The organism is Stenotrophobium rhamnosiphilum, assembly GCF_003052265.1.
Taxonomy (GTDB): domain Bacteria; phylum Pseudomonadota; class Gammaproteobacteria; order Nevskiales; family Nevskiaceae; genus Stenotrophobium; species Stenotrophobium rhamnosiphilum.
Genome location: NZ_QANS01000006.1, coordinates 171916 through 196386 on the forward strand (window position 1 = coordinate 171916; position 24471 = coordinate 196386).

Genomic DNA, 24471 nt, shown 5'->3' on the forward strand with positions numbered 1-24471 from the left:
CTCCTAAACACTCATGGCATGCACGCCCATGCCAACTGCAATCGCGAGCATCAATACTGCAAAACCTTGCTGCAAACGCGGCCCAGCGATGCGTGGGGCCAGCGCGTGTCCACCCGACATGCCAAGCAATGCGCCGAAGACAAAAGGCAGTGCCACCATCAATGGCAACTCTCGACCCTGCAACAAGGCACCACCGACGGTTCCGAAGCTGGTCAGTGCTATCGCCATCAGCGAAGTGGCAACCGCAGAATGCATCGACAGCTCAGTTGCCACACGCAGCGACGGCACAATCACAAAGCCGCCACCAACGCCAAGCAGTCCTGATAAAAATCCTGACACCGCACCAATCATCGCAATGACTAATGCGCTAACACGTGTCCAGACAATGCGCCCTGTCGAAGGATGCAGCCGACAAATCGGCCCATGCGCATGTTCACCATCACCTTCAACTGCTGCACGCACCACGGCTGAATCTTCTGGTGAACGCCAAGCCTGAATCAACATGCGCAAGGCAACCAGCGCTAATACGACCGCGAAAATTAGAGACAGTTTCGATTGCGGCAATACCGTTGCCGCGTGCAGACCCAATTGCGCAGCGAGCACACCGGCTACAGCCATCAAGATGGCGGCGCGATATCGAACATAACTTTTACGCCAAGCCAAATAACTGCCCAACGCCGAAGCGGCGGCAACTGCGAGTAGCGCAACTGGCACGGCCTGCGTCATAGGCCACGCAAGCGCTGCCATTAATAAAGGCACCGCTAAAATCGAGCCGCCCGCGCCGGTGAGGCCCAGCACCAGTCCGACCGCAATGCCCAGTAGCAGACTCATCCCTTACTCCGTCCACATAGCAATAGAGCCATTATCCGACTTTCAAAGTCTCATGCCGCAAGTCATGCTTGCTTCATTGGTCTCAGCATAGAATTCATTTATCTCGACAGGCAGGTTTCCCATGGACGCAAAAGTCATCGCCGCCGCGCAAGCCGCTTTCCCCGCCAGCAACAGCATCACGCTCGGCGCTGTCGTTCATAAGAACGAGTGCAATCCCGAACCTACCGTCGGCATTCCATTATCGATGATGAATCGACATGGTTTGATTGCTGGAGCCACCGGCACCGGCAAAACAAAAACGCTGCAACTAATTGCCGAGCAACTCTCTAACGCAGGCGTGCCCGTATTTCTGGCTGACGTAAAAGGCGATGTCTCCGGCATTGCAGCTGCGGGCGACGTCAGCGACCGCACCACGCAGCGCGCTAAAGAAACGGGCTACAACTGGCGCGGCTCTGCATCACCGGTGGAGTTTCTCTCGCTCTCCGGCAAGCGCGGCGCACAGTTGCGTGCGACGGTGTCGTCATTCGGCCCGTTGCTGCTCTCTAAAATTCTCGGCCTCAATGACACGCAGACCAGCGTACTAACGCTGGTGTTTAAATACTGCGACGACAAAGGTCTGCTGTTGTTGGATTTCTCCGACCTGCGCGCGGTGCTGCAATACCTGTCAGAAGACGGTGCGGCTGAACTCAAAGATTACGGTTCTATCTCGAAGCAAAGCGTGTCGGTGCTCCTGCGTCAGATGGTGACGCTGGAAATGGCAGGCGCCGCACAGTTCTTCGGCGAACCAGAATTCGATCTCAACGATTTGATTCAGTACGAACGCGATGGCCGCGGTCTCGTCAGCGTGCTGGAACTCTCAGACGTTCAAGACAAGCCCGTACTGTTCAGCACTTTCATGTTGTGGATGCTGGCAACGCTCTACAACCATTTGCCAGAAGTCGGCGACATCGAAAAACCCAAACTCGTATTCTTCTTTGACGAAGCGCATCTGCTGTTCAAAGATGCCAGCGATGCCTTGCTAGACGAAGTTGAGAAAGTCGTACGCCTGATTCGCTCCAAAGGCGTTGGCATTTTCTTCGTCACCCAGAATCCGCGCGACGTTCCGCAAACTGTTTTGGGTCAGCTCGGCCATAAAGTACAGCACGCACTCCGCGCATTCACGCCAGATGACGAAGCTGCACTCAAATCAGCTTCGCGCACTTTCCCAAAAACCGAGTTCTACGACGTTCAGGAAACTCTCACCACGCTCGGCATCGGCGAAGCACTCGTCACCGTTCTCACCGCCAAGGGCGTTCCAACGCCACCGTTTGCGACGCGCATTGTGCCGCCAGCAACACGCATGGGACCGCTGACTGAAGCTGAACTCGGCCAACGTTGCAGCACGCCACAAGTAAAGAAATACGCCGTCGCGATTGATCGCGAATCCGCACGCGAGAAACTGATGGCACGCGCCACCGGCGAACAAGCAGAAACTAGTGAAGAAGCAGCGCCTGCCAGGAAGACAAAAGCTGCACCTGCTGCCAAAGAAGAACCGAGTGCTTGGGATAGCTTCATTGGCTCGCCTGTTGTGAAGCAGGCGGCACGCCAAGCGGCGCGCACGGCAACGAGTGCGATTACGCGTGGATTGATGCAGTCACTGATGAAAAGCTTGAAATAGCATCCCCTAGACAGAAGGTATGAACTCCAAAATCAGTAAAAATCCGTCTGTGCAGCAAGGCCTGCTCATTGCAGGAATAACTTTTTTAGTTTTCCTTTTATTCATTATTCTTAATAGGCCGACTGATCAATACGATGTTCTGAATGGAACTGTCGAAACAGTTAGGGTGGACGTAACTAGACTTACCGGCACCCGCTTCACTTGTCGTATCGCCATGGAGGGCGGCGTGCTTTTTGAATCTCGTTGTAACGATAAACCGGGCGCACGAGTTAAGGTTTATCGCTATCGCCGACATTTATCTGGAGCTTACCTCTACGAACTTCAGTAGCAGAATTTCTCTGCAAGGAAAGAGACATTCCCATGAAAATGGGCCGCTCTCGCGGCCCATTTTTGTTTACATCGACTAAGGCTTAAGCAACACGTGCTCGGCGATCTTCCATTTCTGGTCGATCGGCTTCACCTTGATCCGCGTAATTGCCAGCAAGATATTCCTTAGTGAAGTCATCCGTCATGATGACGTCGAAGCGAACTTCGTCATAAGTCGCCGCTTGCTTGGCTTCTTCTGCCGTCATCAGTTTCTTCTTAACAGCATCCGCCAGCTTGTCAGCAATGTGCTCGCCGTTGATTTCGCCGTGATTGGCCAGCTTGTAGAACTTAAGGTAGGCAGGTTCGGTGACTTGCGCCACATCCCAAGCGTGTTCCATGCGACCGATGGCGTCTTCTTTGCCGCCGTTCTTGAACACGAGCCAGGACACGCGATCACGCACGTCGGTTTGCTCCAGCAGAAGATCTGCAATCTTCGCACTCAGCTCATCGCTCACTGGACGGAAGTGATTGCCGATTGGGAACACTACCGCACGCATGACGACACGTGCCCATGCGACAGGGAAGTTTTCGATGAACTCTTCAAACGCTTTGCCGGCTTCAAACAACGCGGTGTCCAGCGCCCAAGTGGCGTGTGCCAGTTCGGCTTCTGACTTATTGCCCTCTTCATAGAACTTAAGAACAGCAGAAGCGATGTAGAGCTGTGAGAGCACATCGCCCAAGCGTGCAGATAAACGTTCTTTGAATTTGAGCTTGCCGCCGAGAACACCCATCGTGAGATCGGCAACAAAAGCCAGCGCCGCAGACATTCGCTCAAGATCGCGGAAGTACGGCGACATCTTTCCACTCACGGGGCTACGTGCAATGCGTGCGCCGGTCAGGCCCAGCGTCAATGCGCGAACGGCGCGATTGATGGAGAAGCCAAGGTGACCGAAGAGCAACTTATCGAATGCAACCAGATCATCTTTGCGCGCAGCTTCCATTTCTGGAAAAACATACTCGTGACAACGAATAGCGCCCTGACCAAAGATCATTAAATTACGCGTGAGAATATTTGCGCCTTCAACGGTGATGGCGACTGGCGTGGTCCTGTAAGCCGTTGCCATGAAATTACGCGGGCCTTGTTGAATACCACGCCCTGCCATGACGTCCATGCCGTCATTCACGACTTTACGCATCAACTCAGTCATGTGGTATTTCGCAATCGCGGTCACGACTGATGGCGCGCAGTGATCGACTGCTGATGCCGTCAGAATTCGCATCGCTTCCAGCGTGTAGGCATAGCCCGCAATGCGGCCAGTGGCTTCTTGCACACCTTCGAACTTGCCGATGGACACTTTGAACTGGCGGCGCATGCGTGCGTAAACACCCGTCATGCGATACGCAGTTTGACCTGCGGCAGTCGCGAGTGCTGGCAATGAAATACCACGGCCTGCAGACAAGCACTCCACCAACATGCGCCAGCCTTTGCCTGCCATCTCAGGGCCACCGATGATCCAATCTACTGGAATGAAAATATCGCGGCCTTGAATGGTGCCGTTCATGAATGCGGCGCCGGGATAGTGACGACGGCCGATCTCCATGCCTTTGTGCTTGGCCGGAACCAGCGCACAGGTAATGCCGTAGTCGCTCTTTTCCTTATCGCCGAGCAAGCCATCTGGATCGGTCAACTTGAAGGCCAGACCCACAACCGTCGCGATTGGTGCGAGCGTGATGTAGCGCTTGGAGAAAGTGAGCTTGAGGCCGAGCACTTGCTTGCCTTCATGCTCGCCCATGCAAACCACCCCGCTATCCGGCATTGCGGTTGCATCAGAACCGACTTCAGGTCCTGTCAGACCAAAGCAAGGAATCTCGCTGCCATCCACCAAACCCGGCAACCATTTTTTCTTCTGCGCGTCAGTGCCGTAATGCATCAACAGCTCGCCAGGGCCGAGTGAGTTCGGCACCATCACCGTCACTGCCATGGTGATGGATTTTGTTGCGAGTTTGGTCACGACTGCAGATTGTGCGTTTGCGGAAAAACCTAAGCCGCCGTATTCCTTCTTGATCAGCATCGACAAGAATTTTTTCTTGCGAATGTACGTCCACACTTCTGGCGGCAGATCTTTGTGCTCAAACTCGATCTTCCAGTCATCGCACATCTTGCAAAGTTCTTCGCACTCGTTATCGAGGAAGGACTGCTCTTCTTTCGTCAGTGCGGTGTATTTGAAATCGAGCAACTTGCTCCAGTTGGGGCGGCCACGAAACATTTCGGCTTCCCACCAGACATCGCCCGCTTCGAGCGCTTCGCGTTCGGTGTCTGACATTTCTGGCAGCACTTTCTTGAACACGCCGAATATCGGACCTGTCAGCACAGCGCGGCGCAGTGGTTTGATATTGAGGATCGCTGCAATCACGACATAGATCGCACCGCTAACGGCGAAAGCCGTAGCACCAATCGAGCCCGTCAATTGCAGTGCAATCAGCAGAGCGCCGAATGCGGCCGTCCAAATAATCAGCGGCGTGCCGATAAAAGCCATCAGCCAAAACGCTACAACAGCAATAGCAACAACAGTTACGGTAGACATGAAAACCTCCGGAACGAACTACGGTTTTACTTTGCGACGCATTTGCACGACGCGCGATGGGGGAACACTGTCATCGACAACTTCTCTCGGAATAAGTGTCGTGATCATTAATCGAAGATATTCATTGAACTCGTCGCCCTGCGGCATGGCATCAGGCGTATCACGACGAATCTGCAAGTTGCCCATGAACGTGGCGTAAGCAAATCGCGCCCAGTGACGTGCGCGAGCTTCGCTGAAACCCAGATCGCGATAGCAGTCGCGCAAGTAAGTCATGCGACTTTCAGACACGCGACGAACGTATTCGCTGATCACCGGATGATCTTCACCCGAAGCGATTGCAAGATAGAGACGGCCTGCGCGATAACTCGCATTGGCCTGTTTAAAAACAGTAACGATGCGCTCGTAAGGATCTTGCGTTGGCTCGATGCGCGCGAGGATGTCGACCGTCTCGCTTTTCTCCCACAGCGCCAACGCCGCGCGAATTAATTCGCCGCGATTATTGAAGTGCCAATAGAAGCTGCCTTTGGTGACTTTGAGCTTGCGCGCCAGCGGCTCAACAGCAACGGCGTCGAGCCCACCGGCGGCGATCGCCTCCAGTGCGGCATTGGCCCAAGCCTCGGCAGTAAGGCTTTGGCGGGCTTCTGTTTGGGTAGCGGTTTGATTCATGGGTGTCGCGGCTCCATACGCTTGCGTACTGGGCCCGACTCTAACAATACGTTTCCGTATGGATCAATACGGCAGCGTATTGGACGATCGCGAAGACACTGTTTTTAAAGAATTTATAGTCTGACTAACGGCAGATTTGGCTTGGCGCGACAACGCACATAGGCGCAAATTTTCTGCCTAGTCAAAGCGGTTGAAGTTCAGGATTAGTTCTTTTATAACTATTAATTTAGATATATTTAATTTTTTATAACATTGCGCGAGTAGTAAAAATGAAGAGTCAGATCAAGCCTCGCAAGCTCCCGGCTATAGTTGAACCAGCCTTACATCATAAAAATTAACCAAGGGAAAACTCATGCGTCTTTACCGCCACAGCGCCCTGTTGCTGTTCGCTCTGCTCGCCGCTTGCAGCAGAAGCTCTGACTCACAAAACACTGGCAGCGTCGGTGATGCCAAGTACAAAGCCGAGATCACGCGTACCACGCTCGGTATTCCGCATATCAAGGCCGCCAACTTCGGAGGCATGGGTTACGGCTATGGCTACGCGTTTGCGGAAGACAATCTCTGCGTGATGTATGACGACTTCCTCACCATTCGCGGTGAGCGCTCCAAATACATCGGCCCGGATGGCAGCTACAGCATCCGCGCGGCGAGCACGACCACTGACAATCTCTCCAGCGATTTCTTCTGGAAATTGATGGCGACAGACGCCGTCGTCGAAAACCTGCGCGTCAAGGCTCTTCCGGAACTGCGTGAGGCAACCAGTGGATTTGCAGCGGGCTTCAATCGCTACATCCGTGAAATTAACGCAGGCAAACATCCGGGTCGTCATGCGGCCTGCCGCAGCGAACCGTATATGCGCGAGATTACCGACGCGGATATGTATCGCCGCTATTTCCGCCTTTCTGTAATCGCCAGCTCGACGGTATTCTCAGCTGGCATTGGTTCTGCACAACCACCATCTCTGACGAATCCTGCCGGCCCCGTGCTCAGCACACCAGATTTGCTAGAAGCCTTTGGTCAAACGCCTGATGCCTTGGCGTTCTTCAAATCAGATCGTCCTTTCGGCAGCAATATGTACGGCATTGGCAAAGACGGTTCTGCCACCGGCGTGCCGATGATCTTCGGCAATCCGCACTTCCCTTGGAGCGGCACAGAGCGTCTCTACATCGCGCACGCCACGATCCCTGGCCAACTCGACATCATGGGCGCCAGTTTGTACGGCGTGCCTGCAGTGCTGATCGGCTTTAACGACAAGCTCGCGTGGAGCCACACGGTTTCGACTGCGTATCGTTTTTCGCTGTATCAGCTGATCATCAATCCGTTGAATCCGACGCAGTACATGTACGACGGCGCGTTCCGCGACATGACACCGGTGCCGCTCACCGTCGAAGTGAAGCAGACCGATGGCAGCGTCAAACCGCTTGAGCGCACGCTCTATCGCACGCATTACGGCCCGATGGTTGGGCTCAAACTGAACTTGGCTGGCCAGAGCGTCAACGCGCTGCCTTGGACTAATGCAGTCGGCTTTACGATGCGTGATGCGAATGCAGAGAACGATCGCCTGATCAATCAATTCGCCAAGTGGGATCAAGCGAAATCGCTGACTGAGTTCAAGCAACTGCAGAAAGATATTCTCGGCGTGCCATGGGTCAACACTGTTGCAGGTGGCCCCGGTGAAAAAGTTTATTACGCCGACATCACCGTCGTCCCACATGTGACCAACGCACAGCGCGCGACCTGCGATGCCATCCCGTTGTCGGCCGTGTTCAATCAACTCGTGCCTGGCGTGCCGCTGCTGGACGGCTCACGCAGCACCTGCGAATGGGGCACGGATGCTGACGCACCTGCACCGGGCATCTTCGGTGCGAGGAATCTGCCGAGCATCGAGCGCGATGATTACGTCACCAACTGCAATGACAGCTACTGGCTAGTTAACGCCAAAGCGAAAATCGAAGGCTACAGCACGATCATCGGGCCTGAGCGCACTGCACGTTCGCTGCGTACGCGTCTGTGCTTGCTGCAAGCAGAACGTCGCATCGCAGGCACCGATGGTCGCGCAGGCAAGAAATTTACTTTCGATCAGCTGAAAGAAATCACACTGTCGAGTCAGCTTCATTCTGTAGAGCTGGCACGCAGCACGGTACTCAACACGCTGTGCCCCATTGGATTTGCACTGGGCAGCGCGGGTCCGGTCAACATCGCTGAAGCATGCGCTGTGCTGACGGCTTGGGATGGCCGCGCCAATCTGGATTCACGCGGCGCACATCTCTGGCGCGAGTTCTGGACGCGCGTGATTTCTGCTCCTGGTGGCTTACCGGTGAATCCTTTGGCTTCTGCAATCTGGACGCAGCCGTTCTCGGCATCAGATCCGGTCAACACACCAAACGGATTGAATGTGTTGTTGCCGACAGTCGAACTCGCATTGGCTGATGCGGTAACTGCGGTGAAGGCCGCTGGCTTTGCACTCGATGCACCATTCGGCGAAGTTCAACACTCGGGCGTCAACGGTGCGGATATTCCAATCTTTGGCGGCACGGGTGCCGAAGGTGCGTTCACAGTTGTTTCTCCAGCCGTGAAGAACATCACCAAGACCGGGTATGACATCGTCTACGGCAACAGCTACATCCAAGCTGTGACCTGGGATAAGAAAGGCGTGATCGCGGAAGGTTTCATCACCTACTCGCAATCGACCGATCCAGCCAATCCGCACTTCAACGATTTCACCAAGGAATACTCAGCCAAGCGCTGGCACAAATTCCCGTTCAAAGCTGCGGATGTGAAGGCAGACAAGATCAGCCAGATCACTATCAGCGAATAAGATCTCACCGCTGTTCGTCACACGATGCCGCGCCAGAATTGAGTTCTGGCGCGGCATTCTTGACTCTGGACCTTACTCTAGGGTTTAGGATATGCATGGTCTAGAGGAATTCACCATGCCCGGAATCACCATTGGCAAGCTCGCTGAGCAAGCCGCCGTCGCAATCGACACTGTGCGTTATTACGAACGCTCAGGTCTGTTGCCCGAGCCTGCACGTCGCGAATCCGGCTATCGCGAATATCCACCAGAGACGGTGAAACGTCTGCGTTTTATCCGACGCGCAAAAGCACTTGGATTTTCTTTGCCGGAAATTGGCGAGCTGTTGGCGCTGTCAGCGCCACGCGCCGACGTGCGCAAAGTTAAACATGCTGCACAAGAAAAATTGAAATTGCTCGACGAGAAAATTGCAGAACTCACACGCATGCGTGCCGGCCTGCAACAACTGGTTAAACATTGCCCCGGTCATGGCAGTGCTGATGATTGCCCCATCTTGAATGCATTGAATGAGAACGTTGGATCATGAATACCGAAACACATAAAGATTCAGCAGCGCCTTGCTGCCATTCAGAGCCTCAAGAAGTGCAGGTGCCACAGGCGAGTCTCAATCATCGCCCGCACCAAGGACATAGTCAGGGCAGCAGTTGGAGTGCGGCAGCGAGAGTTACGGTTCACTGCTTAACGGGTTGTGCCATTGGCGAATTTATTGGCTTGGCGATCGGCGTCAGCTTGGGCCTTCCGGTTCATGTCACCATCACACTCGCTGTTGTGCTGTCATTCATCAGCGGCTTCGCGCTCACGATTTATCCGATGATGCGACGCGGCGTTGATTTTTCAACCGCGTTTAAAACGATATGGCTAGGTGAAGTGATCTCGATCAGTGTCATGGAACTGATGATGAACCTGATCGATTACCACATGGGCGGCATGCGCGCGGCTCACATCTTTGTAGCGCAATACTGGGAAGCTTTTGGCGCGGCATTGGTGGCGGGCTACTTCGCCGCACTGCCTGTGAACAAATGGATGTTGTCTCGCAATATGAAGAACTGTCACTAGAGCACGCGCAATGACGACACAAAACGAACGCTACATTCCTGCACTGGGCTATCACTGGCTGACTTCGCTGTATGACCCGGTGGTGCAACTCACCACACGAGAGTCGACTTTCAAACCTGCGCTGATCGCGCAAGCCAATCTACAAGCAGGCGAACGTGTGCTTGATCTGGCTTGCGGCACGGCAACACTGACGCTGCTCGCCAAACGCGCACAGCCTGCTGCAGAAGTTCATGGCGTTGACGGTGACAGCAATATCTTGAAGATCGCCGCCGACAAAGCACAGCGCGAAGGTTTGACGATACAACTGCAGCAAGGCCTCGCCAACGCGCTGCCTTACGCTGATTCACACTTTGATCGCGCGATGAGCAGTCTGTTCTTCCATCACCTCACGCGCGAAACCAAGCGTGCCGCGTTCGCAGAATTGCATCGCGTGCTCAAACCCAACGGTGAGCTGCACGTCGCCGACTGGGGGCAGGCGCACAATTCTTTGATGCGCGTTGCGTTCTTCGGCATTCAATTGCTGGATGGGTTCGTCACAACTGCAGATAACGTCCGTGGCTTACTGCCGACGCTGATGCTTGAAGCAGGCTTTGTCGATGTGTGCGAAACAGAACGTTACTCCACCGTGTTCGGCACCATGTCGCTCTATCGCGCGCGCAAATCGGCTTAAGACAAACGCCAAGATTCTGGGCTCGCTTCGGGCTGCTTCAGAATCTTGGCCTTGACCCAACGTGTGACCGCCATCGCGGCGACCATCAACATTGAGCCAATAACGCAGCAGGCCACTATTAGCTCCGTGGTGAAATCAGAACATTAAGCGTGCGATCCAACTGCACATGAATCGACGCATGTCCGCGTGCATCAGCAATGATATTCGCTTCTACTGCACCTCTGGCCTGATACGTTTGGTTAGGCCGCAATTGCGACAACTCAAGGCGATGCTTGCCGCCGCCTCTGCCGGGCGATAACTGCAAATCTAGCGCACGGCCATCGCTGACAGCCTTCGCAACCAGCACATGCGGGTATTCGGCACTCTCCAGCATCGGCCCTTCTTTCCAAGGCTTAGGCATACCGACATCCACCAAGTCATGGAAGGCATTGGCGCGCAGCGTACGCGCCGCATGAATCACTGCGTGCGCACTGGTTGATCCGCCTTTGTAATGACGCACGCCGCCGATGACTTCGCTTGGATATTCCGAATCCATGCGTTGTAGAAGCAGGTCAGCCACTTCGTCGTCGCCCATCTCACGTGCGGATGCAGCGACGAGTCCATACGTAGTTAGCATGCTGCGCCGATAGTTACCGAAGTCGATCTTGTCCCAACCATTGGTCAGCAACTCAATCTTGCCTTGGCCAACCTTGATCAAATCGTTGCGAACAATTTCCCAACTGCGGCAAGCCAGCTCAGGCAACACAGGATGGATAAACAAAGCAGTGACCGCATCAGCCATCGTCGCGGTGAGCGCGGGAATCGTCATGCCGGTGTGGTAATCACGAATCGCCGTGATGCGCCCATTGATGGTGACGAACTCGCGCTCAAGACTTTCCTGATAGCGCTCGCGAATTTCTTCCCAATAGCTGGTGCCGTAAACACGGTCGTGACACTTCAGCGATAGCGCTCCGAAGTTATTGCAGATCGGATAAATCCAACGCGGCTCGCAAGGAAACAGGCAGAAATCTGAAGCCGCCATATTCTTGCGAAGAATGTTGCAGATATCGCTGAAGCTGGATTCGTAAACCGCACCACTCGGATGCTTCAGACTGATGGAGCCCGGTTTATTGAATTGCTCGTCACCTGTATTGCAGAGATTGATACCGAGCATGCCGCCGTACCAACCGTAATACATGATGTTGTCGCGCGCGAAGGGATCGGGGTTGCTGCGGAAGTTGCCCCACATATTCTCCATCTGCCAGTAACTCCAGCAGCGGTGATCCATCATCTTGAGGCTGAGATTGGTTTGCGCCTGCGCGGAGTACCCGCGGAACGCTGGCGTATGCGTATATGTGTGCATGCCCAGCATGTAAGACATATTGCAGATCTGATAACGCTTGGCGGCTTCGCGAAATTCGTCGATGCGATCAAAACCGTTGAACTCGTCGACAGGTTGCAGCGCGCGGTCGAGCATGAAGCGCCATAACTGCAAATCGGTTTCTGACACGGCGGTGACTTTCGGCAGGCCTGAACTTTGATCCAGCGAAGTGACTGTCGTCGTGCGTGTACTCAGGTATTGATTGATGCGTGTGCGCTCGCTCTGCATGAACGCTACTTTGCGGCGGCTTTGCAGCGACAGCAAAACCGCCCCAATCACGATAGCCGCAGGCACGTAGAAGCGTGCGTCGTGCCACTGATTGGCAACGGCCAGCACGCCATCGCGGCAATAGACGCTGAAGGCAACGTCCGACAACACGTGCCAACGCGTCATCAACGCAGCGCCGTAAGCCGGGCCCAGCCACGTCAGCACCGGCGCGATGATATTGCCGGTCGCAACCCATAGAAAAAGTCCGACAAGAAAAAGAACAATCGATCCGACAAACAAACCCACATGCAGCGCGATCTGCGTTGCCGAACCTGTTGCGTGATACAGAAAACCTGCGCCTGGAAACATCAGACCCAAGCCGAATGTTGCCCAATACGCACTGGCCGTCCACGCCAGTGCAACACCGAATGCAAAGACCAGCGCATAGATCAAAGCAGTCCGGCGCCAGCGATAAAGCGTTGCGGGGCCAGCAGCGGTTTTATCCAAAGGAATTTGCAACACCGGCACGCCTTGCGTGCGATAGCCATAGTCTGGCGTGGCAGCACCATCACTCATGTTGCGCTCCCTTTGTAACCGACTTGATTGATATTGACGTTCTTGCCGTAAGCGCGGCCGAAGAAATCGGACATGTGTCGCTCACGCGGATCGGGCAAAACTCTCTTGAGCAAGAAATAAACTTTGACTGCTGTATTCGCCGTCCATGTTTGTAGCGCGCTGGGCTCTGGCATTTGCAGACGTTGACGCATCAATGGATCAATCAGCGCGTAAAAAATACCGATGCCGAATTTCTTCAGCGGCTTGGGCATCCAGTAATCCGCCCATTCATCAGCCAGCGCTTGGGCAATGGCCGTGCATTCCATCGACGGTTTAAACGTGCGCGCTTCAAACGCCAGCATCCATTCCATAAATGCTTCTTGAGTTTGTGGAATATTTTTAATCTGCATCAGCTCGCCCAAGCTGCACCAGAAACGGTACTGCGCTTCGCACTCTTTATCGGTGAGGCCTTTGTCGCCCATGAAGCGTTCCGACACGCGACGCGGCAAACAGGCCAGCGTTGAAAGCGTGTAGAGAAACATATCGTTGTTGATCGGAAAGTTGCCGTGAATCTTCACGAGGCGATCCGTGATCAGCCGCGTCGCCGGACCATCACCGTGTCGATACATCTCACCGAAGTAGGTGAGTGAATCGAAATTACGTTTGCGTGTGTCGCGCAAGATGGGCCCGCGTCCATCGCGATATAGAATCTTCGCCATCTCTGGCAAGCCGACGTTATAAACAAACGCGACCGAGAACAGCGCGTGCAAAAAGATTGGCTCGCCGTAACGCACCACAAATGACAGATGCGCGATGCGATGCGCATCGCTTGCAACATCAAGCTGCGCAATCTCGTCCCGTGCCCATGTTCTGCTTGGTCGGCTCATAGCCCATTACCCTGCGTGATCCTGACCCACACAGTAATGCGAATGATTATTCGCGTACAATTCGCGTTAGAGACAGGAGCAGGGCATGCGCAGAAATCCGCGACAGGAACGATCCAAGGCGATGGTCACCAGCTTGATTGACGCAACCGCCTTGGCAATTGCAGAGCACGGGATTTCTGGTGCAAATACAGTCCTTATCGCAGAGAAAGCGGGCGTCAGTGTCGGCTCGCTCTATCAATATTTTGATAGCAAGGAAGACCTTTTTGAGGGTGTTCTGGAGCAGATGAACAGCGGGCTTCTGGCGATTGTGAATGCCCAGATCGAGCAGCTACCCAATAAAGACATTCGCGTTTTCATCCATGATTTACTGGATCAGGTCTGGCAGTTTTTAGAGGCTAACGACCAGCGTTACCTGCATATCGTGAAGTACTGGGCGCAGTTGGATTTTGTGCGCTTCATGAATGAACTGCAGAACCGCATGACCACGGCCTTCGCCATTTACATCATGCATCACCCGACCAACGCGCCAGTGTCGGAGTTGCCAACCAAGATTTATGTGCTGATCAACAGCGTGCTGTTCACGATTGTGCGACACGTGAGTGACCCCGCGCCGCACATCAGTCGCGAAAAGATCATTGAAGTATTTGCGCAGCTCGCCGAGCAAGTGCTCGGCGCGCCTGCGTCTGTGCCGATTACGCGCCTGAAAGTTTAACCAGCGTACGACCCTGAATTTTGCCTGCGATAAATTCATCGCAAACCGCAGGCAAATCTTCCAAGCTCACTTCGCGCGAGATCAGTTTGTCGAGATGGCGCGGTTTCCAGATCGTCGATAGATGCTGCCAAATATCTTCGCGCCAAGCACGTGGGCATTCGACGGAGTGAATGCCGAGCAGCGACACACCGCGCAGAATAAATGGCATCACCGTGGTGTTGAGTTCGTGCGACTGTGCCAAGCCAATGCTGGCGATGTTGCCCCAAGGCTTGGTAGTGCGCGTGAGCCATGTGAGCGTTTCGCCGCCGAGGTTATCGACAGCGCCGCCCCAGGTTGCAGACTCCAGCGGCTTCTTGCCCATATCGAGGGAGTGACGCGAGATCACTTCGTCGGCACCCAGTGCTTTCAAATAATCATCCGCTGCACCGGCCTTGCCGGTGATGGCATGAACGGTGAAACCCACACGCTTGAACAGATCAATCGCAATGGAGCCGACGCCGCCTGTTGGACCTGTAACTGCAATCGGGCCCATGTTTGCTGATTGGTGATTTTCCAGCATGCGGCGCAATGCGAGAGCGGCAGTGAAACCTGCAGTGCCAATCGCCATGGCTTCTTTCATGCTCAAGCCCATTGGCAACGGAATGATGCTATTGCCATCAACACGAGCGACTTCGCTGAAACCGCCATCAAACACCTCACCGATATTGCAGCCGGTGATCAGAACCTTGTCGCCCGCCTTGTAGCGCGCGTCTTCGCTGCTTTCGACAATGCCGGCCATATCGATGCCAGCGACCTTCGGAAAACCCTTCATGATGCGGCCTTTGCCGCTAACGGCCAGCGCATCCTTGTAGTTGATACCGGACCACGCCACGCGCACCACCACGCTGCCGGGGTTGAGATCGTCCAGCGTCAGCGTCTCCAAACGCGCTTGGGTGGCTTTCTCAACTTGGTGGATTCGCATCGCTTTAAAGGTGGACATAAGGGCCTGTTAGTCTTTATTTGGCGTCAGCGGCGGAGAGCCGTTTGGCGCAGAGCAAGGAAGAGGGAGCGCCGCATAGTAACTCTATGCAAGCGACCGATGACACCGCTATGCGTCAAACGGCTCCCGCCCCTTCGGGCTGCCGCCTCAAAAATTGCCATGCGTCGTTGCTCCTCCGTCATTTAGACTCACTAAACCTCCTCCGTCGCGCCTAGCCTGGCAATTTTTGAGGGGACAGCGCTGACGCTAAATAAAGGCTAACAGGCCCTCATCTTCCGGCAGAATATCGAGACGCCAATTCTAGAGCATTCGACTGATGGCCCAGTTCACTAAAAATCCCCCGCTAAATGAATCCGATCTGCCGCCCGCGCCGCGCACGCTGCTGGAGCATTGGTTAGCGGATGCCGTCGCTTTGCCGATGCAAGAACCGACCGCGATGACGTTGGCGACTGTGGGCGCTGATGGCGCTCCGTCTGCGCGCATCGTGCTGTTCAAAGGCTTTCACGAAGACGGCCTGACCTTCTACACCAACTACGAAAGCCACAAGGGCATCGATCTGGCCGCCAACGCCAAAGTCGCGCTGGTGTTCTGGTGGGACAAGCTCGAACGCCAGGTGCGCATTGAAGGACACGCGCAAAAACTGCCGGAAGCGGTTTCGCGCAATTATTTCTATCAGCGCATCCGCGACTCGCAGCTGGGCGCAATCACTTCGCAGCAAAGCCGCGTCGTAGCCACGCGCGAAGAACTCGATGCGCGCCTCGATGCTAACGAACAGCGCTATCGCGAGGCTGAAGTGCCCTTTCCCCCCTTCTGGGGTGGTTACAACGTGACACCGACGCTAGTAGAGTTTTGGCAAGGACGACACGGACGTCTGCATGATCGGCTGCAGTACCGCAGCAAGAACGGCAGTTGGATTGTTGAGCGTCTGGAACCTTAAACATTGCTGTAGGAGCGCCTCGGCAATTGCTCCTGCATTGCTCTACCGAGGGCATCCATGCCCTCGTCTTAGGCGCGATTGGCGATGGTGCAATCGCGCCTAGTGAGAGCATGTCTCTCACGCGCTCCTACAAAAGAATTTCATTAGCAGAGGTAGTCATCATGAACTCGCCCTTTAACTACAACGGCAAAACCGTCTTCGTCTCTGGCGGCACCAGCGGTATCAATCTTGGTATCGCACACGCGTTTGCACGCGCAGGCGCCAAAGTTTCCGTGATTTCGCGCAAGCAGGACAAGGTTGATGCGGCGGTCGCTGAACTGAAGAAAAACGGTGGCGAAGCGATTGGCTTTTCTGCAGACGTTCGCAATTACGCTTCTGTTGAAGCAGCACTCAAAAGTACGCACGCCAAGTTTGGCGAGATTGATGTGCTGATCTCTGGCGCCGCTGGAAACTTTCCAGCACCTGCGCTGGGCATTTCACCGAACGGATTTAAATCCGTCGTCGATATCGATTTGATCGGCAGCTTTCACGTGCTGCGCGCTGCGCATGCGTTTCTGAAAAAACCCGGCGGCAGCATCATCCAAATTTCTGCGCCGCAGGCTTACACCACGATGGAATTTCAGATGCACGTTTGCGCCGCCAAAGCCGGCGTCGACATGCTGACGCGCGTTGGTGCGTTGGAGTGGGGCCCGTTGGGCGTGCGCGTTAACTCTGTCGTGCCCGGCCCAATCGAAGGTACTGAAGGCATGGCGCGTCTGGCACCAACACCGGAAACGCAGGAAGCCGTTAGGGCCAGCGTGCCGATGGGACGTTATGGCAGCAAACAGGATATTGCCGATGCTTGCTTGTGGCTGGCGAGTCCGATGGCGAGCTATGTCACTGGCGTGGTGTTGCCAGTCGATGGTGGCTGGTCGCTCGGCGGCATCGCAGTTTCGAGTCACGAAACCAAGAAGCTGCTCACCGCAAAATAATTCCAACCCTTAGATGAGCAAACGCCGGCTTTCGCCGGCGTTTTTATTTTGGTCTGGATCAGGCGACCAAAACGTCCTCGGCCTGCAGGCCTTTCTGGCCTTGCACAACACTGAACTCAACCTGTTGTCCTTCTTGCAAGGTGCGGTATCCGTCACCCTTGATTGCACGGAAGTGTACGAATACGTCGTCGCCAGCGGCACGTTGAATAAAACCGAAGCCCTTAGCGTTGTCGAACCACTTCACGGTGCCCGTCTCGCGATTAGCCATAAGTTGAAAACCTTTCTATCTAACGACGGCCGCAGCCGCCACATAACCAACGGTGGCGCTTTTATAAGCCCCTGCCGCGTCCCCTGAGCTCGTACGCTCAAGACCAACTCTACCGATATTTTTATTTTTGTGCGAATTGAAAAATACCGCGCTGCAACAAGGCCCGCGAGCCACTTATTCACAGAAATATTTATCTAGCTTGCGTATGATCCAGCCACTACAGCGGAGACCTTTTCATGCGTAATTTTGCCCTCATTTTTATCGTCAGCTTATTGGTGATCAGCTGCGCGACCTCGCCACTCGGCCGCCGCCAGTTGATGACGGTTTCAGCTGGTCAAATGGATGAAATGGGCGTGGCCTCGTTCACCGAGCTCAAGCAGAAAACGCCAGTCACCAAGAACGCCAAGACTTCGGCTTATGTCACCTGCATCTCCCGCGCCATCACCGCCGAACTCAACGACGGCCGCGTTTGGGAAGTACAGGTTTTTGAAGATGATCAGGTCAACGCCTTTGCACTGCCCGGCGCCAAAGTCGGCGTCTACACCGGCCTGCTCAAAGTCGCTAAAACGCAGGATCAACTCGCCGCCGTTATCGGCCACGAAGTTGCACACGTACTCGCCAACCACTCCGGCGAGCGCGTCTCTCAGCAAATGGCTGCACAAGGGCTGTCACAAATTGGCGGCGCAGTCACCGGCGTAGACCCACAACTGTTCGGCATCGCCAGCAATGTGTTCTACACAATGCCTGGCTCACGCGCACAAGAAAGCGAAGCCGATTTGCTCGGACTTGATCTGATGGCCCGCGCCGGCTTCGATCCGCGCCAAGCCGTAACACTGTGGCAGAACATGATGACTGCTGGCGGGCAGAAGCCACCAGAAATGCTGTCGACGCATCCTTCCGATTCAACGCGTATTGATCAGCTACAGGCGCGTATGCCTAAAGATTTGCCGGTATATGAAGCGGCGCGTGCTGGGGGCAAGAAGCCTAAGTGTGGGTAGGCTGAGGATTTATTCTTGTTAGGTTCTTATGACCGTCGGTCTTAACGTAGACAACATCGTGACGGAGGTCGGTGCGCCGTCCTTCTTCCACGCGTTCTTCTCTACGATTTCAGTTCGGTTAGAACCTAACGGCTGGGGTTCACGATTCCCAGTGTTATTAAAAAGTCTTTACGCAGGGCGACTTCCCGCAACGCAGATTGAATCTGGCATCGTGGAGCTTCGACTTGCACGTAAAGAGCTGAAGAAATTTCGTCCAGAAGACATTGTCTGGGACATCGAAAATCGAAACGCTCGACCACCTTGGGGTAGCAGCATTAGTCCTGCTGTCACGGACCCTTCCAACTACTTTGTAACAAGCCACGGCAATGACTTATTCCAAGTATTGGAAGAAGTTCTCGACTTTGCAGCGAGCGAAAAAAAAGATGTGCTGGTGGAGTAACCCGAGCAAGCGTAGGGCGGGAGCATCCCGCCTTCAGCGAAGCTGAACGTGAAAGGCGGGATGCTCCCGCCCTACGTACGACACGATGGCTTTAGGCCGATCCAAGATAGTGACAAGCCGCCGCAGTGCCATTCGCCAGCAAACGCACATGCGGTGCCTGACGGCTGCAATGTTCATCTGCCATTGGGCAACGCGTTGCAAACACACAACCCGGTGGTGGATTGGTAGGGCTGGGGATTTCGCCTTCTAGCATCTGCCGATCGCGCTGATCTTCTGGTGACAAATCTGTCGATGGCGCCGAAGCGAGTAAAGCTTTGGTGTAAGGATGCGATGGCGACGCAAACAGGATCTCGCGATCGGCCTGCTCCATCATGCGGCCCATATACATCACCAACACGCGGTGACTGATGTGGCGCACAACAGCGAGATCGTGCGCGATGAAGATCAGCGCCAAACCATATTCACGCTGCAGATCTTTCAGCAGATTGATGATCTGCGCTTGCACGGAAACATCGAGTGCAGAAACCGGCTCATCGCAGATCAGCAACTTGGGCTGCACGATCAAGGCGCGTGCAATACCGATGCGTTGGCACTGGCCGCCGGAAAATTCGTGCGGATAGCGATTGAGATGCAGGCGTGAGAGACCCACGCGCTCCAGCATCGCAACGACTTTGCCTTCGCGATCTGCCGTACTGATTTCCGGATACAAAGTCTTGAGCGGTTCACCAACAATGCGGCCAACCGTCATGCGTGGGTTGAGGCTGGCGAGCGGATCTTGAAACACGATCTGGATATCGCGACGCAGAGGCCGCCACGATTTCTTGTCGAGCTTGGTGATGTTGCGACCATCAAAAGTGACGGCGCCTGCATCCACGGTCTGCATGCCAACCAGCGCACGCGCCAGCGTTGATTTGCCAGAACCAGATTCGCCGACGATGCCCAAGGTTTCGCCAGCACGCAGATTAAAGTTGAGTTCATCTACTGCACGCAGACGCCCGCGCGCGCTCCACGGCCAGCGCCCGCGAACGGGGTACTGAACGCCGAGGCGGCGGACTTCCAATAAAGGCTTTGCGTTTTCCACGCGATGAGTAACGGTGTTATTCAAGAATTTCTACAACCTGCGACGTCGCGTCGAAAAATAATTTGATCATTCCAACAAGCTGCGCAACATCCACGCAGTCTTTTCATGCACCTGCATGCGCTGGGTCAAAAGATCAGCGGTCGGCTCATCGCTCGCCTTGTCGGCAGCAGGGAAAATGCTGCGTGCGGTTTTGGCGCAGGCTTCGTGGCCTTTCACCAACAGACGCACCATTTCCATCGCCTCAGGTACGCCAGCGGTTTCTTCAATTGAAGACAGCGCGGCGTACTGCTTGTAAGTACCAGGAGCTGGGTGGCCCAGCGCACGAATGCGTTCGGCAACCAAATCAACTGCCAGTGCCGACTCGTTGTAATGCGTTTCGAACATCAGGTGCAGGGTGTTGAACATCGGCCCTGTCACGTTCCAATGAAAGTTGTGCGTCTTCAGATACAGCGTGTATTCGTCGGCCAACAGGCGCGACAAACCATCTGCAATCCCTTTGCGTTGTTCTTTAGTGATACCAATTTCAATCTTGGCAGAAGCCTTTGCCTTACCCATGTCGGTCTCCTAATCAATTTGTACGGAGTTTACGCAGCGAATCCTTGCGCGGGAAATTGAATCTTACGAACGGTACGATAGCGATAGTCGAATGTCTGGCCTACGCTTTTGGCGTCACCAGTTTGTTCTTACGGTAATAACTGAAAATATCGTTGAGATTGCGTTTGGGTTTCCAATCGAAAGTCTCGCGGAACAATTTGCCGTCGATGATCACCGGATACTTGAAGTAGTTGATCAAGTACGGCGGGAAGAAAGCATTCCAGTTCAGGATCGTGCTGATGAGCTTCGGCAATACCGGCGGAATTGAAGCAAGTGGCAAACGCTTGCAACCACATTGCTGCACGGCTTCCTGATACGCAACCCAGTCATCTGGCGCGACGTTGTAAATGCCCGGCTTGTTCTTTTCAAAGGCCGCAAACATGGCATCGGCCATGTCATCGACATGTAGAAACTGCATCAAGGGCGAGAAGCCCATCAATACCGGCGCAAGCGGACGCGACAGCAGCAGCGACATACTGTTACGCACGCCGGGGCCAAGCACATTGCATGGACGCAGAATCGTCATATTGAGTTCGGGATAACGCCACATGTGAATCTTGGCGAGTGACTCCAACTCAACGGTATCGACCAAATCTGCGGTCACGTCAGACGCTTTCAACGGCGATTCTTCGTCCAGCAACGCCGGGTTGTAAGGGCTGGCGCCGTAAACATAGAACGTTGAATGCACCAACACCTGACCGACTTTGTATTTACGGCACAGATCAAACAGATGTTTGCTGCCGAGTACATTGGCGTTGTAACGATTCTGGCGCGTGGATTCGTGCGCGAAGATACGGCCGATGTGCAGCACCGCATCAATCTTGTGATTGCGGAACACATCTTCAAAACCACGCTTGAACATCTCGACCTTGTAGCTCGGGATATCCGCATCGGTTTCTACTTTCTGACGAAAGTCGACAGCCACCACATGGTACTTGCCGTGCAAACGTGAAATGACACGCTTGGCTAGCGAGCCGGCGGCGCCGGTCACCAGGACGGTTTTTTTCTCAGCCATTTTTATTTCTCTCTCCGTGAGCCATTTTTTTAATAAAGCGACGTGCGCTCTTTGAGGCCCTTCTCGATCAGTTTACGAATTTCATCTTTGACCTGCTCAACACGCTCGGTCACTTGCTCCTCATTATTGAGGTCGCCTTCGAACATCATCGGCTCGCCAAAATTGAGGTGTACGCGTGCTGGCAATGGCAGCGGCACTGCGACTGGCGCATATGGAATGCCGAGCAACTTGGCCAGCGGTTTGATATTGGCAATCGCTGGCATGGTTTCTTCGCAGCCGACGACGCCGCAAGGAATGATCGGCGTGTTGTGCGCCATCGCCAAATGCATAAAACCGTTGCCGAAGCGTTGTAGCTGGTAACGCTTTTTATAGAGCTTGCCGGAACCGCGCACGCCTTCTGGAAAAACGATGATGGCTTCGTCGTTCTCCAACATGCGTTCGCAATTCAGCGGATCACCAATCACTGCGCCAAAACCATTGAGCAGATTGCCCAGCCAAGGAACGGTCGGGAAAAAACGCTCAATCATCGCGCGTGGTGCGCGAGGGCCGTGTTCGTTGGTGGCGATGGCATAGCCAATCAACACGCCATCCATCGGCAACTGGCCGCTATGGTTGGGGATGATCAGCACGCGGCCGGTCTTCGGAATATTTTCCAGACCCGAAGCCGTCACGCGGAAGTATTTGTCGTACAGAAGTTTGGTAACGCCCATGCCGACCTTGGCCATGTTTTCGTTATAGCCCCAAGGGTCATAACCAAAACTGCCGACTGGCTTTGCGGTTTTGGCCACAGCCTCGTCGATTTCAGGCGTGATCAAGCGCTTCAGCACTTCTTCTTTCAGACTGAAATTTTTTAAGAAATCCAGATTCATTTGATTGCCGGGCGCTGCCCGATCTCCCCAAAATTTTGCTTGACCACGTTAGTCCAAATCGCCGGCACAATGAAGGGCCGCCGCGTCATTTTTCCTCTGTCGGATGGGTCTGCTGCATCTGCCAAAGCCGCGCATAAGCGCCGCCAGCAGCCAGCAAGGACTCATGCGTACCGCGCTCCTGTATCCGCCCCTGATCGAGCAGGATGATCTCGTCGGCATCGGTAATCGTCGATAAGCGATGCGCGATCACCAGCGTCGTGCGGCGCTGTGCGACTTCGCGCAGCGCACCAAGAATGGCCTGTTCCGAACCCGAATCCAGCGACGAGGTCGCTTCATCAAAAATCATGATCGCCGGGTTCTTCAACAAAGCACGGGCGATGGCGACACGCTGCTTTTCACCGCCCGAGAGCTTGAGACCGCGCTCGCCGACAGCCGTCTCATAACCATCCGGCAGTTGGCGGATAAAGGCATCGAGGTGAGCCAGACGCGCCGCATGCTCGACTTCTTCGCGGCTGGCATCAGGCCGACCGTACTGAATGTTGTAGAAGATGGTGTCGTTAAATAACACCGTGTCCTGTGGCACCACGCCGATATGCGCACGCAGGGAATCCTGCGAAAGCTGACGAATATCGACGCCATCGACACGCACGCTACCGCCTTGTGCGTCGTAAAAACGGAACAGCAAACGCGCCAGCGTCGACTTGCCCGCGCCGCTGGGCCCCACCACGGCAAGCTTTCGCCCGGCGGGAATTTCGAAGCTGACATCGTTGAGGATGCGGCGCTTTTCGCCATAGCCAAACTGCACATGATCAAAGCTAACGCTAGCAGCCTTCGTGGTGAGTGTCTGTGCGGTAGGCGCGTCACTGATGCTGGCGTTCTTCTCCAGCAGGCCGAACATCTTCGCCATGTCCGTCAGCGAACGACGGATTTCACGATATACAAAGCCGAGGAAATTCAGCGGCACAAACAACTGCACCATATAGGCGTTGACCGCGACGAAATCGCCCAAAGTCATATGGCCATCGACGATGCGCTGCGCGGCCAGAATCATCATCCAGGTGAGGCTGCCCGCAACAATTAATGACTGACCGGCGTTGAGCGCTGAGAGCGACAAGCGGTTCTGCATCAACGCCACTTCCCAATCGGCCAGCGCGCGGTCGTATTGCGCCGCTTCGTGCTTCTCGTTGCCGAAGTACTTCACGGTTTCGTAGTTGAGCAGGCTGTCGATGGCGCGCGTGTTGGCGCGTGAGTCCAAGGTGTTGGCAGCGCGCACGTACTTGTTGCGCCATTCGGTGATCACGACGGAAAAGGCGATATACAAAATCACCGAAACGACGGTGATGATGGCGAAGTCTGCGCCGTAGTTGAACAGCAGAATCGCTGCGACCAGACCAATTTCCAACAGCGTCGGCAAAATGTTGAACAGCATGAATCGCAGCAAAGAGTTGATGCCGGAAACGCCACGCTCAATGTCACGCGACAAACCGCCGGTGCGACGCGTGAGGTGAAAATCCAGATCCAGCCGATGCAAATGCTCAAACACATTGAGCGCCGCGCGACGCATGGCGCGCTCGGCAACGCGGCCGAACACCAGATCGCGCAACTCGCCAAACATCACGTTAGCAAAACGCAGCGCGCCGTAGGTCAGCAATAAAGCGATGGGCACGACGACCAAGGCGTTTTGGGTCGGGGTGAGGTCATCGACCAGATGCTTCATCACCATGGGCAGGAATACGCCGGTGAGTTTGGCGATAACCAAGCACAACATCGCCACAAAAACACGCAGCGGGAATTCCGTCAGATAAGGCGCAAGCGTGCGAATCACCCGCCAGTCGGAGGGCTCGGATGCATTGACTTCAGGCGCACGGGAAGGTCGCACGAGGCATTCGGGGAAAAGGGTGGATCGCTATTGTCGCCGCAATCGGCTGATGTGTGCACCCAAGTCCGCGTGACAGCACCATCGCTGCCGACTCGGTCCGCACTTCAGCTGGCATGAATATTGTTTTAAATAAG

23 protein-coding genes are annotated in these 24471 nt (G+C 54.7%); 11 read left to right on the top strand and 12 right to left on the bottom strand.

The window, feature by feature from the left end:
• Positions 1–3 precede the first annotated feature (3 nt).
• Positions 4–831: a sulfite exporter TauE/SafE family protein gene (locus tag CJD38_RS15675; RefSeq protein WP_107941318.1), complete on the bottom strand. Its 828-nt coding sequence runs from the start codon at positions 829–831 to the stop codon at positions 4–6.
• A 121-nt stretch (positions 832–952) separates the two neighbouring features.
• Between CJD38_RS15675 and CJD38_RS15680 the strand changes: the two genes are divergently transcribed.
• Positions 953–2488: a helicase HerA-like domain-containing protein gene (locus tag CJD38_RS15680; protein ID WP_107941319.1), complete on the top strand. Its 1536-nt coding sequence runs from the start codon at positions 953–955 to the stop codon at positions 2486–2488.
• Positions 2489–2507: 19 nt separating this feature from the next.
• Positions 2508–2816, top strand: coding sequence for a hypothetical protein (locus CJD38_RS18395; RefSeq protein ID WP_146166005.1), 309 nt, complete (start codon positions 2508–2510; stop codon positions 2814–2816).
• A gap of 82 nt (positions 2817–2898) precedes the next feature.
• Here CJD38_RS18395 and CJD38_RS15685 read toward each other — a convergent pair whose 3' ends face one another.
• Together CJD38_RS15685 and CJD38_RS15690 are read right to left on the bottom strand one after the other, a co-directional pair.
• On the bottom strand, positions 2899–5379 hold the full coding sequence (locus CJD38_RS15685; RefSeq protein ID WP_107941320.1) for an acyl-CoA dehydrogenase: 2481 nt from the start codon (positions 5377–5379) through the stop codon (positions 2899–2901).
• Positions 5380–5397: 18 nt separating this feature from the next.
• Positions 5398–6045 (bottom strand): TetR/AcrR family transcriptional regulator, encoded by a 648-nt coding sequence (locus CJD38_RS15690; protein WP_107941321.1) that lies wholly within the window; start codon positions 6043–6045, stop codon positions 5398–5400.
• 352 nt (positions 6046–6397) lie between these two features.
• Here CJD38_RS15690 and CJD38_RS15695 point away from each other — a divergent pair, with 352 nt between their 5' ends.
• The 4 genes from CJD38_RS15695 (at position 6398) to CJD38_RS15710 (ending at position 10586) form a co-directional block, all read left to right on the top strand.
• Positions 6398–8863 carry a penicillin acylase family protein gene (locus CJD38_RS15695; protein ID WP_107941322.1) on the top strand — a complete coding sequence of 822 codons (2466 nt, stop codon included), beginning with the start codon at positions 6398–6400 and terminating at the stop codon, positions 8861–8863.
• 115 nt (positions 8864–8978) lie between these two features.
• On the top strand, positions 8979–9386 hold the full coding sequence (locus CJD38_RS15700; protein WP_107941352.1) for a heavy metal-responsive transcriptional regulator: 408 nt from the start codon (positions 8979–8981) through the stop codon (positions 9384–9386).
• Positions 9383–9916, top strand: a complete 534-nt coding sequence (locus tag CJD38_RS15705) for a DUF4396 domain-containing protein (RefSeq protein ID WP_107941323.1) — start codon at positions 9383–9385, stop codon at positions 9914–9916. Before CJD38_RS15700 ends, CJD38_RS15705 begins: the two co-directional genes overlap by 4 nt.
• A 10-nt stretch (positions 9917–9926) precedes the next feature.
• Positions 9927–10586 (top strand): class I SAM-dependent methyltransferase, encoded by a 660-nt coding sequence (locus tag CJD38_RS15710; protein ID WP_107941324.1) that lies wholly within the window; start codon positions 9927–9929, stop codon positions 10584–10586.
• 118 nt (positions 10587–10704) lie between these two features.
• Here CJD38_RS15710 and CJD38_RS15715 read toward each other — a convergent pair whose 3' ends face one another.
• Entirely contained in the window at positions 10705–12729 is a 2025-nt protein-coding gene (locus CJD38_RS15715; protein ID WP_107941325.1) for a linalool dehydratase/isomerase domain-containing protein, read from the bottom strand.
• Complete coding sequence (locus CJD38_RS15720; RefSeq protein ID WP_107941326.1) at positions 12726–13595, bottom strand: oxygenase MpaB family protein; 870 nt, start codon at positions 13593–13595, stop codon at positions 12726–12728. The genes CJD38_RS15715 and CJD38_RS15720 overlap by 4 nt, the downstream gene beginning before the upstream one ends.
• An 85-nt stretch (positions 13596–13680) precedes the next feature.
• Here CJD38_RS15720 and CJD38_RS15725 point away from each other — a divergent pair, with 85 nt between their 5' ends.
• On the top strand, positions 13681–14307 hold the full coding sequence (locus CJD38_RS15725; RefSeq protein ID WP_107941327.1) for a TetR/AcrR family transcriptional regulator: 627 nt from the start codon (positions 13681–13683) through the stop codon (positions 14305–14307).
• Here CJD38_RS15725 and CJD38_RS15730 read toward each other — a convergent pair.
• Positions 14288–15286, bottom strand: coding sequence for a YhdH/YhfP family quinone oxidoreductase (locus tag CJD38_RS15730; protein WP_107941328.1), 999 nt, complete (start codon positions 15284–15286; stop codon positions 14288–14290). The genes CJD38_RS15725 and CJD38_RS15730 overlap by 20 nt on opposite strands.
• A gap of 316 nt (positions 15287–15602) precedes the next feature.
• On the opposite strand from CJD38_RS15730, the gene pdxH reads away from it, so the two are divergent.
• Both pdxH and CJD38_RS15740 read left to right on the top strand, forming a co-directional pair.
• The gene (gene pdxH / locus CJD38_RS15735; protein ID WP_107941329.1) at positions 15603–16223 is read left to right on the top strand and encodes a pyridoxamine 5'-phosphate oxidase; all 621 of its coding nucleotides are present in this window, start codon (positions 15603–15605) and stop codon (positions 16221–16223) included.
• Positions 16224–16384: 161 nt separating this feature from the next.
• Positions 16385–17194 (top strand): SDR family oxidoreductase, encoded by an 810-nt coding sequence (locus tag CJD38_RS15740; RefSeq protein ID WP_107941330.1) that lies wholly within the window; start codon positions 16385–16387, stop codon positions 17192–17194.
• Between the two features lie 58 nt (positions 17195–17252).
• Here the strand turns inward: CJD38_RS15740 and CJD38_RS15745 are convergent, their stop codons facing one another.
• A complete protein-coding gene (locus tag CJD38_RS15745) occupies positions 17253–17462 on the bottom strand; it encodes a cold-shock protein (RefSeq protein ID WP_107941331.1) in 210 nt (69 codons plus the stop codon).
• Positions 17463–17698: 236 nt separating this feature from the next.
• Between CJD38_RS15745 and CJD38_RS15750 the strand changes: the two genes are divergently transcribed.
• On the top strand, positions 17699–18460 hold the full coding sequence (locus tag CJD38_RS15750; RefSeq protein WP_107941332.1) for a M48 family metallopeptidase: 762 nt from the start codon (positions 17699–17701) through the stop codon (positions 18458–18460).
• A 28-nt stretch (positions 18461–18488) separates the two neighbouring features.
• Complete coding sequence (locus CJD38_RS15755; RefSeq protein WP_107941333.1) at positions 18489–18899, top strand: immunity 70 family protein; 411 nt, start codon at positions 18489–18491, stop codon at positions 18897–18899.
• A gap of 91 nt (positions 18900–18990) precedes the next feature.
• On the opposite strand, the gene CJD38_RS15760 is transcribed toward CJD38_RS15755, so the two are convergent.
• From CJD38_RS15760 to CJD38_RS15780, 5 genes are all read right to left on the bottom strand, one after another.
• Positions 18991–20004 carry an ABC transporter ATP-binding protein gene (locus CJD38_RS15760; RefSeq protein WP_240783667.1) on the bottom strand — a complete coding sequence of 338 codons (1014 nt, stop codon included), beginning with the start codon at positions 20002–20004 and terminating at the stop codon, positions 18991–18993.
• A 42-nt stretch (positions 20005–20046) separates the two neighbouring features.
• On the bottom strand, positions 20047–20535 hold the full coding sequence (locus tag CJD38_RS15765; RefSeq protein WP_107941335.1) for a Dps family protein: 489 nt from the start codon (positions 20533–20535) through the stop codon (positions 20047–20049).
• Positions 20536–20635: 100 nt separating this feature from the next.
• Positions 20636–21589, bottom strand: a complete 954-nt coding sequence (locus tag CJD38_RS15770; RefSeq protein WP_206363032.1) for an SDR family oxidoreductase — start codon at positions 21587–21589, stop codon at positions 20636–20638.
• Positions 21590–21618: 29 nt separating this feature from the next.
• Entirely contained in the window at positions 21619–22458 is an 840-nt protein-coding gene (locus tag CJD38_RS15775) for a lysophospholipid acyltransferase family protein (protein ID WP_107941337.1), read from the bottom strand.
• A gap of 85 nt (positions 22459–22543) precedes the next feature.
• Entirely contained in the window at positions 22544–24337 is a 1794-nt protein-coding gene (locus CJD38_RS15780; protein ID WP_240783669.1) for an ABCB family ABC transporter ATP-binding protein/permease, read from the bottom strand.
• Positions 24338–24471 lie beyond the last annotated feature (134 nt).